At 47.4% G+C, this 17,793-nt stretch carries 12 protein-coding genes and 5 tRNA genes; 15 read left to right on the top strand and 2 right to left on the bottom strand.

Annotated elements, in window-relative coordinates:
* Positions 1-91: 91 nt before the first annotated feature.
* From BC351_RS32150 to BC351_RS32185, 8 genes are all read left to right on the top strand, one after another.
* Positions 92-167 (top strand) — tRNA-Val (locus BC351_RS32150).
* 27 nt (positions 168-194) lie between these two features.
* Positions 195-271, top strand: a tRNA-Asp gene (locus BC351_RS32155).
* 75 nt (positions 272-346) lie between these two features.
* Positions 347-422, top strand: a tRNA-Phe gene (locus BC351_RS32160).
* A gap of 16 nt (positions 423-438) precedes the next feature.
* Positions 439-514, top strand: a tRNA-Thr gene (locus tag BC351_RS32165).
* Positions 515-527: 13 nt separating this feature from the next.
* Positions 528-606, top strand: a tRNA-Leu gene (locus BC351_RS32170).
* A gap of 171 nt (positions 607-777) precedes the next feature.
* Positions 778-1,227 (top strand): MarR family winged helix-turn-helix transcriptional regulator, encoded by a 450-nt coding sequence (locus BC351_RS32175; protein ID WP_079418768.1) that lies wholly within the window; start codon positions 778-780, stop codon positions 1,225-1,227.
* Complete coding sequence (locus tag BC351_RS32180) at positions 1,224-2,426, top strand: MFS transporter (protein WP_079418770.1); 1,203 nt, start codon at positions 1,224-1,226, stop codon at positions 2,424-2,426. The genes BC351_RS32175 and BC351_RS32180 overlap by 4 nt, the downstream gene beginning before the upstream one ends.
* A 158-nt stretch (positions 2,427-2,584) precedes the next feature.
* Positions 2,585-3,544 (top strand): NAD-dependent epimerase/dehydratase family protein, encoded by a 960-nt coding sequence (locus tag BC351_RS32185; RefSeq protein ID WP_079418772.1) that lies wholly within the window; start codon positions 2,585-2,587, stop codon positions 3,542-3,544.
* Between the two features lie 17 nt (positions 3,545-3,561).
* Here BC351_RS32185 and BC351_RS32190 read toward each other — a convergent pair whose 3' ends face one another.
* On the bottom strand, positions 3,562-4,425 hold the full coding sequence (locus BC351_RS32190) for an AraC family transcriptional regulator (protein WP_079418774.1): 864 nt from the start codon (positions 4,423-4,425) through the stop codon (positions 3,562-3,564).
* A gap of 146 nt (positions 4,426-4,571) precedes the next feature.
* Here BC351_RS32190 and BC351_RS32195 point away from each other — a divergent pair, with 146 nt between their 5' ends.
* From BC351_RS32195 to BC351_RS32210, 4 genes are all read left to right on the top strand, one after another.
* Positions 4,572-5,402, top strand: coding sequence for an amidohydrolase family protein (locus tag BC351_RS32195; protein WP_079418776.1), 831 nt, complete (start codon positions 4,572-4,574; stop codon positions 5,400-5,402).
* Positions 5,399-6,343: an aldo/keto reductase gene (locus tag BC351_RS32200; protein WP_079418778.1), complete on the top strand. Its 945-nt coding sequence runs from the start codon at positions 5,399-5,401 to the stop codon at positions 6,341-6,343. The genes BC351_RS32195 and BC351_RS32200 overlap by 4 nt, the downstream gene beginning before the upstream one ends.
* Positions 6,344-6,355: 12 nt before the next feature.
* On the top strand, positions 6,356-7,369 hold the full coding sequence (locus BC351_RS32205; RefSeq protein ID WP_079418780.1) for a zinc-binding alcohol dehydrogenase family protein: 1,014 nt from the start codon (positions 6,356-6,358) through the stop codon (positions 7,367-7,369).
* Positions 7,370-8,566: 1,197 nt separating this feature from the next.
* Complete coding sequence (locus BC351_RS32210; RefSeq protein ID WP_079418782.1) at positions 8,567-12,787, top strand: S-layer homology domain-containing protein; 4,221 nt, start codon at positions 8,567-8,569, stop codon at positions 12,785-12,787.
* A gap of 111 nt (positions 12,788-12,898) precedes the next feature.
* On the opposite strand, the gene BC351_RS32215 is transcribed toward BC351_RS32210, so the two are convergent.
* A complete protein-coding gene (locus tag BC351_RS32215) occupies positions 12,899-13,789 on the bottom strand; it encodes a LysR family transcriptional regulator (RefSeq protein ID WP_079418784.1) in 891 nt (296 codons plus the stop codon).
* Between the two features lie 115 nt (positions 13,790-13,904).
* On the opposite strand from BC351_RS32215, the gene tkt reads away from it, so the two are divergent.
* The 3 genes from tkt (at position 13,905) to BC351_RS32230 (ending at position 17,225) form a co-directional block, all read left to right on the top strand.
* Positions 13,905-15,932, top strand: coding sequence for a transketolase (gene tkt / locus BC351_RS32220; protein WP_079418786.1), 2,028 nt, complete (start codon positions 13,905-13,907; stop codon positions 15,930-15,932).
* Positions 15,933-15,966: 34 nt separating this feature from the next.
* Positions 15,967-16,623, top strand: coding sequence for a fructose-6-phosphate aldolase (gene fsa / locus BC351_RS32225; protein WP_079418788.1), 657 nt, complete (start codon positions 15,967-15,969; stop codon positions 16,621-16,623).
* Positions 16,624-16,739: 116 nt separating this feature from the next.
* A complete protein-coding gene (locus BC351_RS32230; RefSeq protein WP_079418790.1) occupies positions 16,740-17,225 on the top strand; it encodes a NanQ anomerase/TabA/YiaL family protein in 486 nt (161 codons plus the stop codon).
* The last annotated feature ends 568 nt before the right edge of the window (positions 17,226-17,793 follow it).

Here is a 17,793-nt window from a genome sequence, read left to right on the forward strand (position 1 = left end):
TACGGGTCACCAACTAATCCCCACAAAGTGACGTATTGCTGACGAAGCATATTCCGATTACTTTGCGTGGGCCCGGTACAACACTTCCCATGAACGCTTAGCTCAGCTGGGAGAGCACTACCTTGACAGGGTAGGGGTCGGCGGTTCGATCCCGTCAGCGTTCACCATAAATTGGCCTTAACAAGTTTTCATGTGGAGCTGTGGTGTAGTGGCCTAACATGCCTGCCTGTCACGCAGGAGACCGCGGGTTCGAATCCCGTCAGCTCCGCCATTCAACCCCACAAAGTGACGTGAAGCTTTGAAGCAATTTCCGAATACTTTACGGGGACCCAATTAACAACATCAAGGCTTTGTAGCTCAGTCGGTAGAGCAGAGGACTGAAAATCCTCGTGTCGGCGGTTCGATTCCGTCCAAAGCCACCATTTCTTAATTAAATACGCCGTTGTAGCTCAACTGGTAGAGCAACTGACTTGTAATCAGTAGGTTGGGGGTTCAAGTCCTCTCGACGGCACCATGAATCCTAATAAGCCGGCGTGGCGGAATGGCAGACGCGCTCGACTCAAAATCGAGTGGGAAACCGTGGAGGTTCGAGTCCTCTCGCCGGTATCATGAGAAAGTACTAGGATAAAAAAGAGTTAAGCAAATCGCTTAGCTCTTTTTTTTATTTATCTGGAATGAATAACCTAAAGGGGAAATTACAGGTTGTAAAATTGTTGACACATTTACTTGCTAAGTATATAATTGCTATAGCATCTAAATAGGCAGAGGTGAACTGATATGAAAATGGAAAACTCTTTTGGATTTGTTTTGAACCACGCGGGGCGTAGAATGACGCAGCTGTTGAATGTTAGTTTTCAACCTTACGATATCACAACTGAGCAATGGGTCGTACTCAGCCGCTTGGTGGAGGAGGATGGCATTACGCAGAAGCTGCTGGCGATTCGAGCCGAAAAGGATCAAACGAATATTACGCGTATTCTCGATCAACTGGAGAGAAAAGGCTTAGTAGAGAGAAGAGCCAATGAGACGGATAGAAGATCATTTTTGACGTATATTACAGATCAAGGAAGAGCTTTGAATGACATTCTTACCCCGATTGAACGTAGGGTTATTGCTTCTCTGCTGAGTCAATTTTCGGAAGAGCAGGTGCATCTATTGCGCAATATGCTTAGCCAGGTTACGAATAAAGCTAACGAAGGCATCAAGGAACTGGAGGCTCGGCAATGAGTGAAGAGAACAGATTATGGAACCGCGGTTTTGTTGCTGTATGTTTCAGCAGCTTTTTTTTGTTTATGACTTTTTACATTCTGGCCGTCACCCTGCCGATATTTGTTACGGAAACGCTGCACGGAGGTCAGCAGCAGGTTGGCTTGGTGATGACGGTATTTATTTTCTCAACCGTGATCTTTCGGCCTTTAACCGGCAAATGGATGGATGAATGGGATCGGAAAAAGATTGTTATTGCCGGGCTTAGCTTATTTATCTTATGTGTGGCTATGTATCCATTCGTGCATCAATACTATGTATTGTTAGGCTTAAGACTTATCCATGGCATCAGCTTCGGTATGGCAGCCACCGCTACGGGGGCTATTGCGATTGAGTTAGTGCCTGAACGCCGCAAAGGTGAGGGGATTGGCTATTTCAGTCTTTTTATGAGTCTGGCGATGGTCGTGGGCCCTTTTATTGGTTTGACAATTACGCAAAGTCATAATAATAACCTCTTGTTTGGCGTTTGCATCCTGCTTGGATTTCTGGCCTTCATTTGCGGGCTGTTCATCCGCCTACCCAAAAGAGTCGTTAACACCAAAGCGATCGCAGCCAAAGGCTGGAGGAAATTTATCGAACCAAGCGCTTTGCCGATTTCATTGACGGGCAGTGTATTAGCCTTTTCATATGGGGCGATTACTACGTTTCTTTCCGTTTATGCGAAGGCTATTGGTTTAGAATCATATGCCAGCTATTTTTTCATGGTATTCGCCTTGGCTATTGTCGTATCTAGACCTTTTATTGGCAAATGGTTCGATCGTTACGGTCCCAATCGGCTGGTTTACCCAGGCATTATTTTATTTACAGTGGGTATGATCGGGCTTAGCCTGACGCAATCCCCCCTCCTCTTTTTGCTGGTAGCTGTGCTGCTTGGACTTGGATTCGGCGCACTTCTTCCGAGTTTTCAAACTATCGCTATACAAGCAGCGCCTGCTCATCGCAGAGGGCTTGCCACAGGTACGTATTACGTGCTTTTTGACGTCGGCTATGGGATCGGATCCTACGTTCTCGGCACGATTGCTTCCAAAACAAACTACCATACGATGTATTTTGTCGCAGGACTTGTCGTTGCTTGTTCTTCGATCATTTACTATGGGCTCTATCATCGGAAACCAGCAGCATCGAATGCGAAAAAGAAGCATGTTCTACAGCAGGATTAAATCATTGAAGAGGGCTGCCCGCAGGTCATGTGACCTCTGGGACAGGCCCTTTTTTCTCATTTAAGGCTATACTCTTCTTCGTAGTTTACGAGTTATCCTATATAATAGGAGTGAACTTATTCTACCTTGTTTATGTTAACAATATGGGAGTGTGTACCATGCGCATTTTGGTTACCGGCGGGGCGGGCTTTATAGGCTCTCATATCGTCGATGAATTAATTCAATTCGGGCATCATGTACATATTTTGGACAACTTGACGACTGGTCATCGAGAAAATCTCAATTCACAGGCGATCTTCCATTATGGCGATTTACTTGATCATGGATTGGCTGAGGCATTCGCAGCTTCACAACCGGAAGTGGTCATACATCATGCAGCTCAAATCGATATTCAAACTTCACTTGCGAATCCTATGTTGGATGCGCAGATTAATATTCTGGGTACGATTGCGGTGTTGGAGCAATGTCGTATGCATGGTGTGCGAAAGATCATATACGCCTCCTCTGCAGCCGTATACGGTACGCCGCAGTACTTGGGCTTGGATGAAGTCCACCCAATAAGACCACTTTCGTTCTATGGGATATCCAAGCAAACGCCAGAGCAGTATATTGGAACCTATGCCGCCCTCTATGAGCTGGATTATACGATATTGCGCTATGCGAATGTATATGGCATCCGGCAGGATCCGAAGGGCGAGGGTGGTGTAGTTTCCATTTTCGTAGACAAGCTTCTGGAGGGCAAACAACCGTTGATTTATGGCGATGGGGAGCAGACGAGAGATTTCGTATATGTCAAAGATATTGTCCGCGCCAATATAGCCGCTCTGAACAATGGCAGTCATGGACTCTATAATATTAGCTGCAATGAACAAACGAGTGTCAATGTGCTGTTGAGGGAAATGTGCGAAATTAGCTGTACACACTTCGATCCAGTTTATTTACCCATTCGAAAGGGAGATATCGTCCACAGCAGACTGGATAATCAGGCCGCTCTCGAAGGGTTGGGCTGGAGTCCATTATATAGCCTAAGGGATGGTTTGAGAGAAACATTGGACTATTACAGAAAGCAATATCAGTCTAAGGGAACGAACGAATCCAATGGATCTAAGCTGATCTGATTGCTGGATCCTGTCCTTTATCTCATGGCCTTTCTCGCAGCAGCCGGCGTCATGCCGAGCATTCTTTTGAACATGGCATGGAAATGGGGCAGACTATCGAAGCCGCACATTTCGGCGATAATACCGATGTTGACGTCACTTTCGCTCAGCAGCTGCTTCGCACGAATGATTCTTTTGGTCATCAGGTAGGTGGTAATGTTCATTCCAATCAACTGCTTGAATACCCGGCTGAAATGGGCAGGAGAGACAGAAGCTTGCTTCGCTAGGGACGTTAAACGGATGTCGTCGCAGTAATGCTGCTCAATATAAAGTAAGATATCTCGCATCCATAAGGGACCAACCGAGGAGTCTCCATTGGTTGTCTTGCGTTCAGGCCCCAGCTCACGCTGCAAATAAAGCAGTAGCTCCAGCAGCTTCAAGTAAATGGCTTGGCGTTGGCCTAAATGCGAATGCTTCAGTTCTGTCTGTATGGACTCCAACGTAAATTCGATCTGCTGACGCTGAGGAAGCAGCGTTTCAAATTTGTAATTGCGCAGTTCCGCGGCTTGCTCAAAACTTCGTAAATAGGAGAATGCCTCATCCAGATTGGGGGCCTGCGCCAGACTTGGACTGAAATAAATCGCTGTAGACGTAACGGGCAATTCTTTGTCCGGCGTTGCTCGGTGAATTGTATTGCCTGGGATGAGGAACAGATCGCCTTGCTTCATATCATAAAAAGTATGATCAATGAAGAAGGTGCCTTGCCCACGATACACATACACAATTTCATACCAGTCGTGAAAATGGTCAGGCAGCTCGCTTAGCGAGCTTTTTGTGTTTTTATAAGCAAAAGAGAGTGGGAAGGACTCGTTCGTATCGAATGTTTTACGTATGGGATGCATGGTGAGCCTCCTTCTGAATACAGATTTATTCTATAATATCAAGAAACCGTACAAATGTGCTAGATATCAATATTTCATATGATTTCATTAGTGATACAATAGAAAAAAGCGATACCATAAATAAAGTTATGAAAAAGGAGCGCGCTATGAGAATTGATGCACATCAGCATTACTGGAAAATAGATCGTGGCGATTATGGGTGGTTAACGCCGGAGTTGCCGGTCTTGTATCGTGATTTTCTGCCAGATGATTTGTTGCCTATCTTGCATCAACAGGATGTGAGTCAAACGATTGCCGTCCAAGCGGCGCCAACCTTAGATGAAACAAATTATTTATTAAGCTTAAGCGAAGGATCAGATACGATTGCGGGTGTCGTAGGTTGGCTTGATTTAAATGACCCCGACGTTCTTGCACAGTACCAAAGATTCAGCCAGCATCCCAAATATGTGGGCTTCCGAGTCATGATTCAAGAAATGCCGGATGCGAACAGCATACTAGAGCCTCATTTTGTTGAAGCTCTGCGATATTTTGCCGGGGAGGATGTTCCCGTAGATTTGCTTGTAAAATCCGAGCAATTAGCGCCAGTTATTGAGCTTTTGGACCAGGTCCCGAGGTTGCGGGCAGTGATCGATCATATCGCGAAACCTCGGATTGGGGAGGGGGCTACTGAGCCTTGGAAAAGTCAGATGGCAGCTATCGCCAAGCATTCGAATGTGTACTGTAAGCTTTCGGGTATGGTGACGGAAGCGAACCCAACGAGCTGGGTCAAAGAAGATTTTACAGTATACATCCGGCATGTTCTGGAAGTATTCGGAACGCAGCGAGTATTATTTGGGAGCGATTGGCCTGTATGCTTGCTAGCGGCTGATTATGATGAAGTCATCGGGGTACTGACGCACGCCTTGCCGGAATCTTGGACTCAGCACGACAATGACCGTCTATTTGGACTAAATGCAAAGGAGTTTTATAAACTATGAAATATCGTAAACTGGGCAAAACAGGGCTGGATGTCTCGGTACTGAGCTTCGGCGCCTCCTCGCTTGGCTCCCTCTTCCGGGAAACCAACGAGGAAGAAAGTATTTGGACCGTTCATACGGCTGTTGATCTAGGAATTAACCTAATTGATGTGTCCCCCTATTACGGTTTAACCAAGGCGGAAACTGTCTTAGGCAGAGCTATTGCCCAAATAGACAGAGAACGCTTTATTTTGACAACGAAAGCAGGACGTTACGGCGACGCCGAGTTCGACTTCTCGAAGGAGCGGATCATTCGCAGTGTGGATGAGAGCTTAAAGCGCCTTTATACGGACTATATCGATATTTTATATTTGCATGATATTGAATTTGTGGCTTTTGATCAGCTTGTTGAGGAAGCCTTCCCTGCACTGGATGCATTAAAGCAATCTGGGAAAATTCGTTTTTTCGGCGTATCCGGATTACCGCTGTCTGTGTTTGAGAAGTCGCTGGCTGTGAAAGAGTTTGATTCTGTCTTGTCTTATTGCCATTATGCTTTGAATGACACGTCCTTGCTGGATGTAGTTCCACTGTTGGAGCAGCATGGGGTTGGCTTAGTGAATGCATCGCCGCTGTCTATGGGACTGCTGAGCACTAGACCCGCTGCTGCTTGGCATCCTGCACCGGCTGACATTCAGTGGCTCTGCAAGGAGGCGGCTGAGCACTGCGCAAGCAAAGGCGCTGACATCGCGAAGCTGGCGGTGCAATATGCAACGGCGAACGAGCGAATTCCAACGACACTGGTCAGTACAGCCAGTCCGGACAATATCCGCAAAAACATCGCATGGACGGATGAGCCGATGGATACTGAGCTGCTGCAAGAAGTGCTGGACATTTTGGAGCCAATCCGCAACAAGTCATGGATTAGCGGAAGACCTGAATATAACGAGAAGACTTACGTGTAAGGGAGGGTTCGGATGAAAGCGATCATATGTGAACAGATTGAGCAGTTTAACCTTGTAGAGATGAGGGAGCCTACTGTCAAAGCGGGTGAAGCCATCGTTCGTATCAAAAGAATCGGTATCTGCGGGACGGATTTACACGCCTATAAAGGGAATCAGCCATTTTTCAGCTACCCGCGTGTACTTGGTCATGAACTTTCCGGCTACGTCGAGGAAATTGGCGAAGGGGTCTTGGGACTGCAGGCTGGCGATCTGGTCAGCGTCGTCCCCTACATGCATTGCGGAACATGCATTGCTTGCCGCAATGGCAATACGAACTGCTGCACCGATATGAAAGTACTTGGCGTGCATATGGATGGAGGAATGAGAGAGTTGGTATCTATACCCGCCAGCCATCTCATTAAAACCGAAGGGCTGACGCTGGATCAAGCTGCGATGCTGGAGCCGCTTAGCATCGGAGCTCACGCTTTGCGAAGATCGGGGCTTCGCGCCGGTGAAACTGCGCTCGTCATTGGCGCAGGGCCGATCGGACTCGGCGTCATGATCCTGGCGAAGCAGTTTGGCGCGACCGTCATCGCGATGGACATCAATGATGAGCGGCTGGCGTATTGCCGCAAGTGGGCAGGCGTCGATCAGACCGTGAATGCGCTGCAGCAGCCGAAGGAGCAGCTAGCTGAGCTAACGAACGGCGATATGCCCACTGTGGTCTTCGATGCGACCGGCAACGCGCGGTCGATGACGGACTCCTTCGGACTTGTCGCGCATGGCGGCAAGCTCGTGTACGTTGGCCTCGTGAAGGCTGATATCACGTTCCATGATCCGGATTTTCATAAGCGGGAGCTAACGCTTATGGGCAGCCGCAACGCAACGATGGAGGATTTCGACACCGTATGTAAAGCGATGCAGACGGGAGTCATCGACATTGAAAGCTACATCACACACCGTGTTTCCTTCGAGGACATGATCGGGGAGTTTGAGACTTGGCTCAAGCCGGAGTCCAAGGTAATCAAAGCGATCGTTTGTTTGTAAGGACGCGCCCAACTGCTTGTAGGCAGATGGGCGTGTTTTTTTTTAGAAAGTATAAGTTTTTGGGTGGATTTAAGGGGTTTTCCCTTTTTAGTTGACGTCCATCACAGGCCTCTTTGCTTTGGAGGTTTTCGGTCTTGAGTAGTATCTAATGAACTGTAGAATGCTTATCGACGAGAAAATGGCTGCTTTGGAGATGTAATGAACTGGATTGGCATTATTCGGTACTTTATTGCCCGAATGGTTAGCAATTGCTTGAAATAGCGCATCTGGCATTCATTAGATTTTCAGAATGGGCGATTTTGGCCGGATAAAGGTTATTGGGTTCGTAAGGAAACTTGCGAAGGTGTATGGATTTGAAGACCTAGCCGTCGGCTAGGCCTTTCTTATTGGTGATACAACCTACCTCTGGATGCTGTCGCTCCTCTTGAGAGGATGAAAAACAGAGCTAAGGTGGGCGGAAAGTGCGAACCTGGCCTCCGTAAGGATGGAAAACGGCCTTAAGGTTGAGGGATGCTTCAAATCCTCCAACCTTTTTTTATGTATGAGTTATATGTTTTGGAGTGAACGCGGAGTTACTCCAGCTGCCTCACGCGGAGGGAACTACAGTACGCTATTCTAGCCAAAAGTGGCAATATCGAGAGGTTGAGGGAACTACAGTTCGCTATTTTGCTGTTTCTGGGAATTTTCAACGCTTTTTGTGAAAATAAGACCCTGTAGTTCCGCTATTGCCCTCGTATCCCTACTTTTTGCCTAATTAGCGTCCCCTAGTTCCCTTACTAGGTTCTGCCGCTAAGAAGAGACTGACTGATCTATCAGGATAGCGAATCCGGTTTTCTTATTTACTTCAGAGTTTTATCAGCAAAGCAAGCTACTACGTGAACTAAGGAGCGCTGCATAATGGACGGTAAGTAAGTTGGTATGGAGGTGGCTGCTCAAGTCATGGGAAGTTATCTGCTCCGATTGATCCCGGTTATTTATTCAACACTCTGATCTTGTACTATATCCACAATAACATGTCGTGAGTGTGTTATGTATATTAACATAAACTTAATAAATAATTTACACTGCGAGGATGATTTAGTAATATAATGAAAGAAACTAAAAACAAATAAAACAAATTAATAAAACTAAGTTAAATTGTTTTCGTGTTGTTTTTAGGACTGGAAATATTATTTTAAACGAATTGGAGGCATTAGGATGTTTATTCATTTAAAGAAAGTACTTATTATTACGCTAGCAACTACGGTCGTCGCAACGTCAAACATTCCTCTGTTTGGAAACTCTTTCACTGCATCTGCCGCAATTACTCCCTCTGATTATGCTCTGCACATGCTTTTTGAGGATAACTTGACGGATAGTTCGCAAAATCCAGTAACTGCAACCTCTGTAGGGAGCTTGTCTTATGCTGCAGGACGGATTGGCCGTGCACTGAATATTGATTCTTCAAACGCAACCAAGCAATACGTCAACTTGGGAAAACCAGATCAACTTCAGTTTGGCACAGGAACCAGCTTTACCCTTGCTTTCTGGGTGAAATCGAGCGGCGTTTCATCAGACCCTCCCATCATTTCCAATAAGGACTGGGACGGCGGTAGCAATGTTGGCTATGTCGTCGCTTTAAAGGATACGCGCTTGATATGGAACTACAATACGGACGGCGGTTCAAGAGCGGATGCCTCTATTCCTAACGTTGCGGACGGCGCATGGCATCATATCGTCATCTCGCACGACCGGACAACAGGACGCGTCGATTTTTATAAAGACGGAAGCCCTGCAACGGTTAACATATCGAGCGGAAGTAATTATAACAACATTTCAAGCGCAGTAGACATTTCTGGACAGACAGGCACGCTGGATTCCAGTTTGCCAACGATGATTGGCAATGACGGTACCGGTAATTATCCGGCCAATTTGAAAGCTCAGCTTGATGATTTTCAGATTTTGCGAAAAGCTGTTACGGCGCAAGAAGTTTTAGATGCCTATAACGCCATTCCTCCCCGTGACCCTGAAAAATTCAATGGCGCTCTGAACTTGATAGGCGCCCAGCATACCGTTCAGGGTTCGCAATTTCACTACAACCTGGATCTTCGTACACCGGACATGAACAAAGTGATTAATAAAGCAGATGTTGAACTCGCGTATGACAGTCATTTATTTGAATTCGTCAGTGCGTCGCGCGCGACTTCCATTGACACTTCCGTGCCGGGAATATTGAAGCTGAGCTTGCCTGGGGGGAAAGTTTACAGCAACATCAATCCGCTTGAATTCAAGAATTCCAGAATTTCCGAGCTGATCTTCAAAGCGAAAGCCCCTTCAGGTCAAGGAACCATTGAAGTAAAGAATGCGGATTTCTATAACGGTACGGATAAAATAGAAATTGAATCTTTGAATAAGCCGGCTGCTACCGTTCAAATCCATTCCAAAGCGTCTGAAGATCTCAATAAGGACGGCCATGTGACGGTTGGGGATGTTGTTTTGGCCCAAGGCAACTCTGACGAGGTTTTACAAAAAATTGCCGACAAAGCCAAATTTACTCCTTATAAACGTGTTGTTGTCATTGGGATCGACGGTGGAGGCGTTTCGGTTTCGCCCAATGCGCCATATTGGGAAACTCCTAGTTCCGTCAAAAAGACAGTCGGAAGCCGCCTAAACATTCCGTCGATTAGAAACATCATTGAACATGGCGCTATCTCCTATACCGTCCAAACAACGCTGCCATCCAGTTCTTCGCCAAACTGGGGCGCGATGATATCCGGCGTTGATTACAGTAAACATAAGATTGATAATGATATCAGCGGAGCTTATACCTATGATGAAGCTTCCCCTTATCCGACATTCTTTAAAAAAGTAAGATCAGCCATGCCTGAAACTAAGCTAGCTGCTTTTTTAAATTGGAACAACATTTTCGCTGGTCATATTGAACCGTCTGTCGGTGTTGAGGACTACCCCTCGAATGATGAAGGCAATGCCGCTGCCTTCGCTCAGTATATAGCAGATGGGAAAGCTGCCGATGCATCCGTGATTTTCATACATTTGGATGATATGGATCATAAGGCGGGGCACATATCCGGTTTTTATACGAAAAAATATTATGAGCAATTAGCGAAAACCGACTTGAACGTAGGCGTGATTTACAATGCTTTGAAAGATAATCAACTGCTAGACGATACACTTATTTTAATGCTGCCTGATCATGGCGGAGGCACCGAAAATGCCGATCAAACGTTAGAAAGCTCCACTTCGCACGGCCAAGACTCACCGCTGTCAACGACCACATTCATGGCGGCGAACGGAAGAACGGTAGCTACGGATGTCGGGGAAGAGAAGCTATTGCAAGGAGGCACAACCAAGGATTTGGCGGCAACCGTCCTCACAGCCCTCGGCGTCGATCCTGCAATTGGCGATTCCAAGGTGATTGACGGGATGTTTATCCAGCAAAAAGATCAAAACAAGCCGGATGCTGCAATTTTGAAATTAACCAAAGTCATCTCTTCAGCTACGCAGCAAGTAGAACGATACGAGCTGTCCATCAGTGAACTGAAATCGGATGCCAAAGCGATGGACCTTGAGATCCAGACAAATGATATGAATGTCACATCCGTGGAACCTTCTCAACCCGGCGTCAAGGTGCTGCGTAATGAGACGGCAAACGGCGTGACGAGAATCATTCTTTCCTCGGATGCAGCCATTGCTGCAGATCAGCCCATTGTCAATATCCTCGTTGGATCACAGGGAGCTAATCCCTCCGCTGCTCTTAAAGACGCCATGATCGCCGATTCGCAGGCAAAAGAAACAATGCCGAACTTGACCGGCGCAGAAAAACAAGAAAGCGATGTTATTCCAGTTACAGGCGTAGAAGTCACGAACACGAATCTAACAATCTATGAAGGACAGACCGCCGAGCTTACCGCAAAAGTGCTGCCTGCTACAGCGAGCAATCAGGCGGTGACATGGAGCACAAGCGATCCTGCGGTCGCGGCACTTGAATCCATGGGCGGCAAGGCCGTTATCACAGGCGTCAAAGCAGGTACCGCAACGATTACGGCGACTGCGGCCGATGGCAACTTCACATCGCAAAGCACTGTCACTGTACAAGCTAAACCTGTAGAAACGACATTATACTCCATCAAATTGAATGGGAAAACTTCACTGAATATCGGCCAGCAGGACCAAACTGTCGTTCAAGCGACGTACAGCGATAACAGTGTGATTCAGCCTGTTTCCGGTATCGTTTTCAGCAGTACGGTTCCAACTGTAGCTACTGTTGATTCGCATGGTTTGGTTAGCGCGCTTGGGGTGGGGACGACAGTCATTGGAGCAACATATGGTGGATTGATGGGTCAGTATACGCTTACGGTTATTAGTTCCAAGCCTGTAGAAACGACATTATCTTCCATTAAAATGAACGGAAAAGCTTCATTGTATATAGGGCTACAGGATCAAACGACGGTTAAGGCGAAATACAGTGATAACAGCGAGACCCAACCTGTGTCCGGCGTCACTTTCAGCAGCAGTGCACCATCTGTGGCCGCTGTTAACTCGCAGGGTTTGGTAAGCGCGCTTGGGGAGGGTACGACAGTCATTGGAGCAACGTATGGCGGATTGATGGATCAGTATACACTTACGGTCATTAGACATAACTCCAATGAGGGTGATTCTTCATCGACAGAGACAGACGACCAACCTACGCCAACAGCGACGCAAGAGCAGACTAAGCCTGCGGAACCTGCAAAACCGGTTGAACCGACAAAACCCGCGCTTCCAGAAGTATTTAATCAAGAGCTTGTCAAGATGGACACGCTGATGAAGAACCTGAAGTCCAAAGTCGAAGAAGCGAGAAAGCAAAGCAACACCATTTCTTTCACAGATTTGCCTGCTGCGCATTGGGCAGGAAACCTTATTCACAAATTCGCAGCGATAGGTGTCGTTCAAGGGTATGAGAACGGAACTTTTGAGCCTGATGGCAAAGTAACGCGTGCAGAGTTTGCGACTCTCATTTCCCGTGTATTCGAAATTGACGGTAAGCCTGTGCGCAACCTGGCACTGAATGATCTGAACACGCACTGGGCGAAAACAGCGATCGAAAAAATGGCCAATCTTGGGATCTTGAACGGTTACGAAGATTCTTCATTCAAACCAGATGCAACGATTAGCCGTGCTGAGATGGTAGCCATCGTCAGCCGCATCGTAAACCTGCGCTCCGTTCAACAGAAAAGCACATCAAGCTTCGCCGATATTAATAGCTCTTTTGCCGAGGAGCAAATCAATGAAGCCTCCAAAGCGGGAATCATTAGCGGATTAGGCGATGGCAAGTTCCATCCGAATAGCCCTGCGACCCGCGCCGAGGCGCTTACGGCCATCATGAATATCCTAAATCTTAATTCAGAAATTAAGCAGTTGTTGGACAGCTTGAAATAAGCGTTTCTGAGAATAGAGATAGCTTCTATCTGACATTTCGTACCCTAGTTTTGAAAAATACCCAGCTGATCAACGAGATCAGTAGGGTATTTTTATTTCTGAAATACCCGCTCACCCAAGCACAGGATTCTCAAGCTTTGCAATAAAAGCAGCAGCAGCTGTCGAAAGCGGCATATTGCGCAAAGTAATAATGCCGATTTTGGTTGATGGGATCGCAGCGTCCAAGTTTACTTCAAACAAACTGCCCTCGGCGAGTTCCTTCGCGACGAACTCCTTTGTGACGAAGGAGACGCCAAATCCGATCTTCGCGAATTCAATGAGCAGATCCACGCTGCCCAGCTCGATCTCCGGCTCCAGCATGAGGTCATGGTCGCTGAATAGACGGGTGACGAATTTCCGCGAGGAGCTGTTGCTCGAAAATAAGATGATCGGGTATTTCAGCAGATCAGCAAGCGAGACCTTACCTAAAGCAAGCTCGCGGTATTTCGGTCCGGTCACGAAGCAATCTTGAATGGTAATACCCTCGCGGACTTGCATCTGCTCATCCAGAATAGGCGTCCTGACGATCCCGATATCGATTTTCCCTTCCTTTAATTGTTTTACAATTTCCGGTGTGGTGCCGTTTACCAGATTGATTTGCACATGTGGATACTGGTCGTGGAAAGACTCCAGGAAAGGAAGCAGGTAGTGCTTGCATAAGGAGTCGCTGCCGCCGATTTTGATTTCCCCGCTGGAAAAGGTTCGAAGTTCATGCAGTTTTTCTTCCGCGAGTGAAATGAAGTTGTACGCTTGCTCGATATAGGAAAATAAAATGGAACCTTCCTTGGTTAGTTCAACTCCTTTGGATGTACGGGCAAATAATTGCAGTTTCAATTGATCTTCTAATAATTTAATGGAGTGAGAGACGCTGGGCTGGGTAATGTACAGCTCTTTGGCGGCCTTGGAAAGGCTTCCAGATTTGGCGGTCAAATAAAATACTTTGTACAGCTCAAAGTTAATCATATAGACACCTTCTATACCTAGTATCGAAACTATCAATTATTTGAATAGCAGATCTACTCTTATAATAAGGAGTAGATCCAGCAATTACAACTTAAATGATGGAGGCGAACTTCTTTTGAATCAAGCCACAGCCAGTCTAGAAACATTAAGTATTAATACGATCCGGACTTTGACGATCGACGCCGTTGAAAAAGCAGCGATGGGTCATCCCGGTATGCCGATGGGAGCAGCGCCTATGGCGTATGCGCTTTGGACGCAGCATTTGAAGCATAATCCGGCCAATCCCAAGTGGGTGGATCGCGATCGCTTCGTATTATCAGCGGGTCACGGCTCGATGCTGCTCTATAGCCTGCTGCATTTAAGCGGTTACGACGTGACGATTGAGGACATTAAGGAATTCCGCCAATGGGGAAGCCGGACACCCGGGCACCCAGAGTACGGGCATACAGCAGGCGTGGAAGCTACAACGGGACCTCTGGGCCAAGGCGTTGCCATGGCTGTAGGTATGGCGATGGCTGAAGCGCATCAAGCTTCTGTTTATAATAAACCGAGCTTTCCGATCGTTGATCATTACACCTATGCTATCTGCGGTGATGGTGATTTAATGGAAGGCGTTTCATCTGAGGCTGCCTCCCTGGCGGGGCATCTGAAATTGGGCAAATTAATCGTGCTCTACGATTCCAACGATATTTCACTTGACGGTGAATTGAATATGTCGTTCTCCGAGAATGTTAAGACGCGTATTGAATCCTACGGATGGCAATACTTACGTGTGGAAGAACAGAACAACGTCGAGGCGATTGCCGCCGCGATCGCCGAGGGCAAGGCGGATCTCGAGCGCCCAACGCTGATCGAGATCAAAACAACGATCGGCTACGGCAGCCCGAACAAAGCCGGCAAAGGCGGCCACGGCGGCACGCACGGCTCGCCGCTTGGCAAAGAAGAGCTGCTGCTGACGAAGCAGGCGCTCGGTTGGCCTTTGGAGCCGGACTTCTATGTGCCGGCTGAGGTTTACGCCCATTTCGCCCACTTCAAGCAGCTGGGCGGAGAAGCTCAAACTGCCTGGGAGCAGCTGTGGAACAGCTACCAGGCAGCTTATCCTGAGCTCGCGAAGCAGTTCGAGCTCGCGAGCAGCGGCGAGCTGCCGGCCGATTGGAAGGCCGACCTGCCGCGCTTTACCCCGGAGAGCGGCGCGATCTCGACGCGCACGGCGTCCGGCAAAGTGATTAACGGCTTGGCGAAGCGGGTACCTTATCTTGTAGGCGGCTCTGCCGACCTCGCAAGCTCCAACTTCACCATGATTAATGACGCCGCGGCGTTTAGCAGCGCGGATTATAGCGGCCGCAACTTCTGGTTCGGCGTCCGTGAATTCGCCATGGGCGCAGCGCTGAATGGTATGCTGCTGCACGGCGGCGTACGTGCCTTCGGCGGAACGTTCCTCGTGTTCAGCGACTATCTGCGCGGCGCAATTCGCTTGTCCGCGCTGATGAAGCTGCCGGTCGCGTACGTCTTCACGCACGACAGCATCGCTGTCGGGGAAGACGGCCCGACGCATCAGCCCATTGAACAAATTCCATCCCTGCGGATGATTCCGGATTTGACGTTGTTCCGTCCTGCGGACGCGAACGAAACGGCAGCAGCTTGGCAGTACGTGCTGGAGGCGAAGGAAGGTCCTTTCGTATTCGCCCTTTCACGTCAAAATCTGCCCGTCCTTCCAGGAACGGATACGCTTGCTTTTGCGCATATTCATCAAGGGGCTTACGTGTTATCCGATGTGGCCGCAGGCGAAACCACCGCTGTACAGCTTATCGCGACAGGTTCTGAAGTAAGCCTTGCACTTGACGTGAAGAAGCAGTTGGCGCAATATGGTATTGGGGCTCGTGTTATTTCCATGCCAAGCCGCGAATTGTTCGAACAGCAGCCTGAAGAAGTGCGAGATGCCGTCCTTTTACCGAATGTGCAAGCGAATGTTGTCATGGAGATGGCTTATCCTGCTGGTTGGGAAGAGATTACGGGAGGGAGCGGCTTCGTCGTGGGCATCCGTAAATTCGGGGCATCCGCCAAGGCCGATCGCGTCATTCGTGAATATGGCTTTACCGCAGAAGCAATCGTAGAACAAATCAGACAGAAGTATTTCCAATAACAGCCCATCAAGGGAGAAAAGGTAGGGATACAGGATGAAATTGTTTATCGACACAGCCAATGTAGAAGAAATTCGTAAAGCGCACGCGTTAGGTGTTGTTGCAGGGGTAACAACGAACCCTTCGCTGATTGCCAAAGAAGGAAGAGACTTTTTCGAAACCGTCAAAGAAATCATCTCCATTGTTGGGGATGTGCCGATTAGTGCAGAAGTCGTTTCATTGAAAGCAGACGAAATGGTCGAGCAAGGCAAAAAGCTTGCTAAGCTTAGTCCAAATGTCGTCATTAAGCTTCCAATGACTTTGGATGGCCTTCAAGCAACAAGTGTATTCCGCTCCTTAGGAATTCCAACGAATGTAACGTTGATCTTCAGTTCGACACAAGCTTTATTGGCTGCACGCGCCGGAGCTACGTATGTATCGCCGTTTATCGGACGTTTGGATGATATCAACCAAGTGGGAATGAATCTGATCAAAGAGATCAGCCAAATTTTCCAAGTACACGGCATTAAATCTGAAATTATCTCTGCAAGCGTACGTCACTCCGCACACGTCATTGAGGCTGCTCTTGCAGGGTCCCATATTGCAACTGTGCCTTACAAAGTAATCGAATCCATGAGCAAACACCCATTGACAGATGCGGGAATTGAGAAATTCTTGGCGGATTGGGAAGGCGCTAATCAAGAGAAATTTTAATAGGCAAGCAGACTCGAAGACTCGAAGACCCACCCTAAAAAGTGGGTCTTTTTTGCTGTTATAAGCTATAGTAGAAGTAGGATTTTGAAATGGAATGATAAAGGAGAATTCAAAGTATGATCATCAGTAATTTGGAGCATTTTCAAGAGGAGCGCCATTTATGGCCTTCTGCGGTACAAAGAGGAATCGACTATATTGTAAATCGCAACCTAGGGGAAGCGGAACTGGGCCGATACGATCTCGAAGGAGACAACGGGGTATTGATGTATGCCAATGTGCAGGAATCGGTGACTCGTCCATTCGAAGAGCAAGTGCCGGAATCCCATGCTGTGTATACGGACATTCAGTTCCTTGTGAGCGGGGAGGAGAAAATTTGTTTCTACAAGCTTCATGCCGGTGCCAAAGTGCTGGATGACAAGTTTGCAACGCATGACATTGCATTCTATGAGTCAGATCCTGCTGAACAGGAAACGGCAATTCTGCTGAAACCCGGCATGTTCGCAGTTTGTTTTCCTTCAGATATTCATAGACCCAATTGCGCAATTCATGAGGGACAAACGATCAAGAAAATCGTCGTTAAAGTACATAAAGATTTACTATAGTGGCTATTCAGCTTTAAAAGGCGGATTTTGCACTATAAACATACACTCTGCGTCATTTTGCAATTCAAAGGGAACTATGGTCCGCTAATATGCTGAAAACTACCAAATCACAGTCCAAAGGGAACTACGATCCTCTATTTCACTATTTTGTGCTCGGAATCAGTGTTTTTCGCTTCAATAGCGGACCTCAGTTCCGTTACATGCTACTTTTGCCCCGATTCCCCTCAATTAGCGGATCGTAGTTCCTTTTCGTCTATAGGACAACCAATCTAACCCATAAGACCCAAAAAACCGTCAGGAGTGATTACCATCCTAACGTTTTTTTCATTTAGGCAGAAGCGATGCCATAAGGATAGCAGCTTCTGGAAAATCATATTATTTGACCAGTTAATCGTAATATATGTCATCGTCAAAGGTGTGGACACTCCGTATAATTTGCAATAGGAACCATTCAAATTTAGCAATAAAATCCAAATTTTAGGGAGGGGGTGTGACTTCATTAGGTACGGTGTGCAGGCATATGAAAGCGTGTACTTTAGGAAGGGAGGGTTTTAACTAAAGCAGGGTT

Source organism: Paenibacillus ferrarius, from assembly GCF_002027705.1.
GTDB lineage: Bacteria > Bacillota > Bacilli > Paenibacillales > NBRC-103111 > Paenibacillus_E > Paenibacillus_E ferrarius.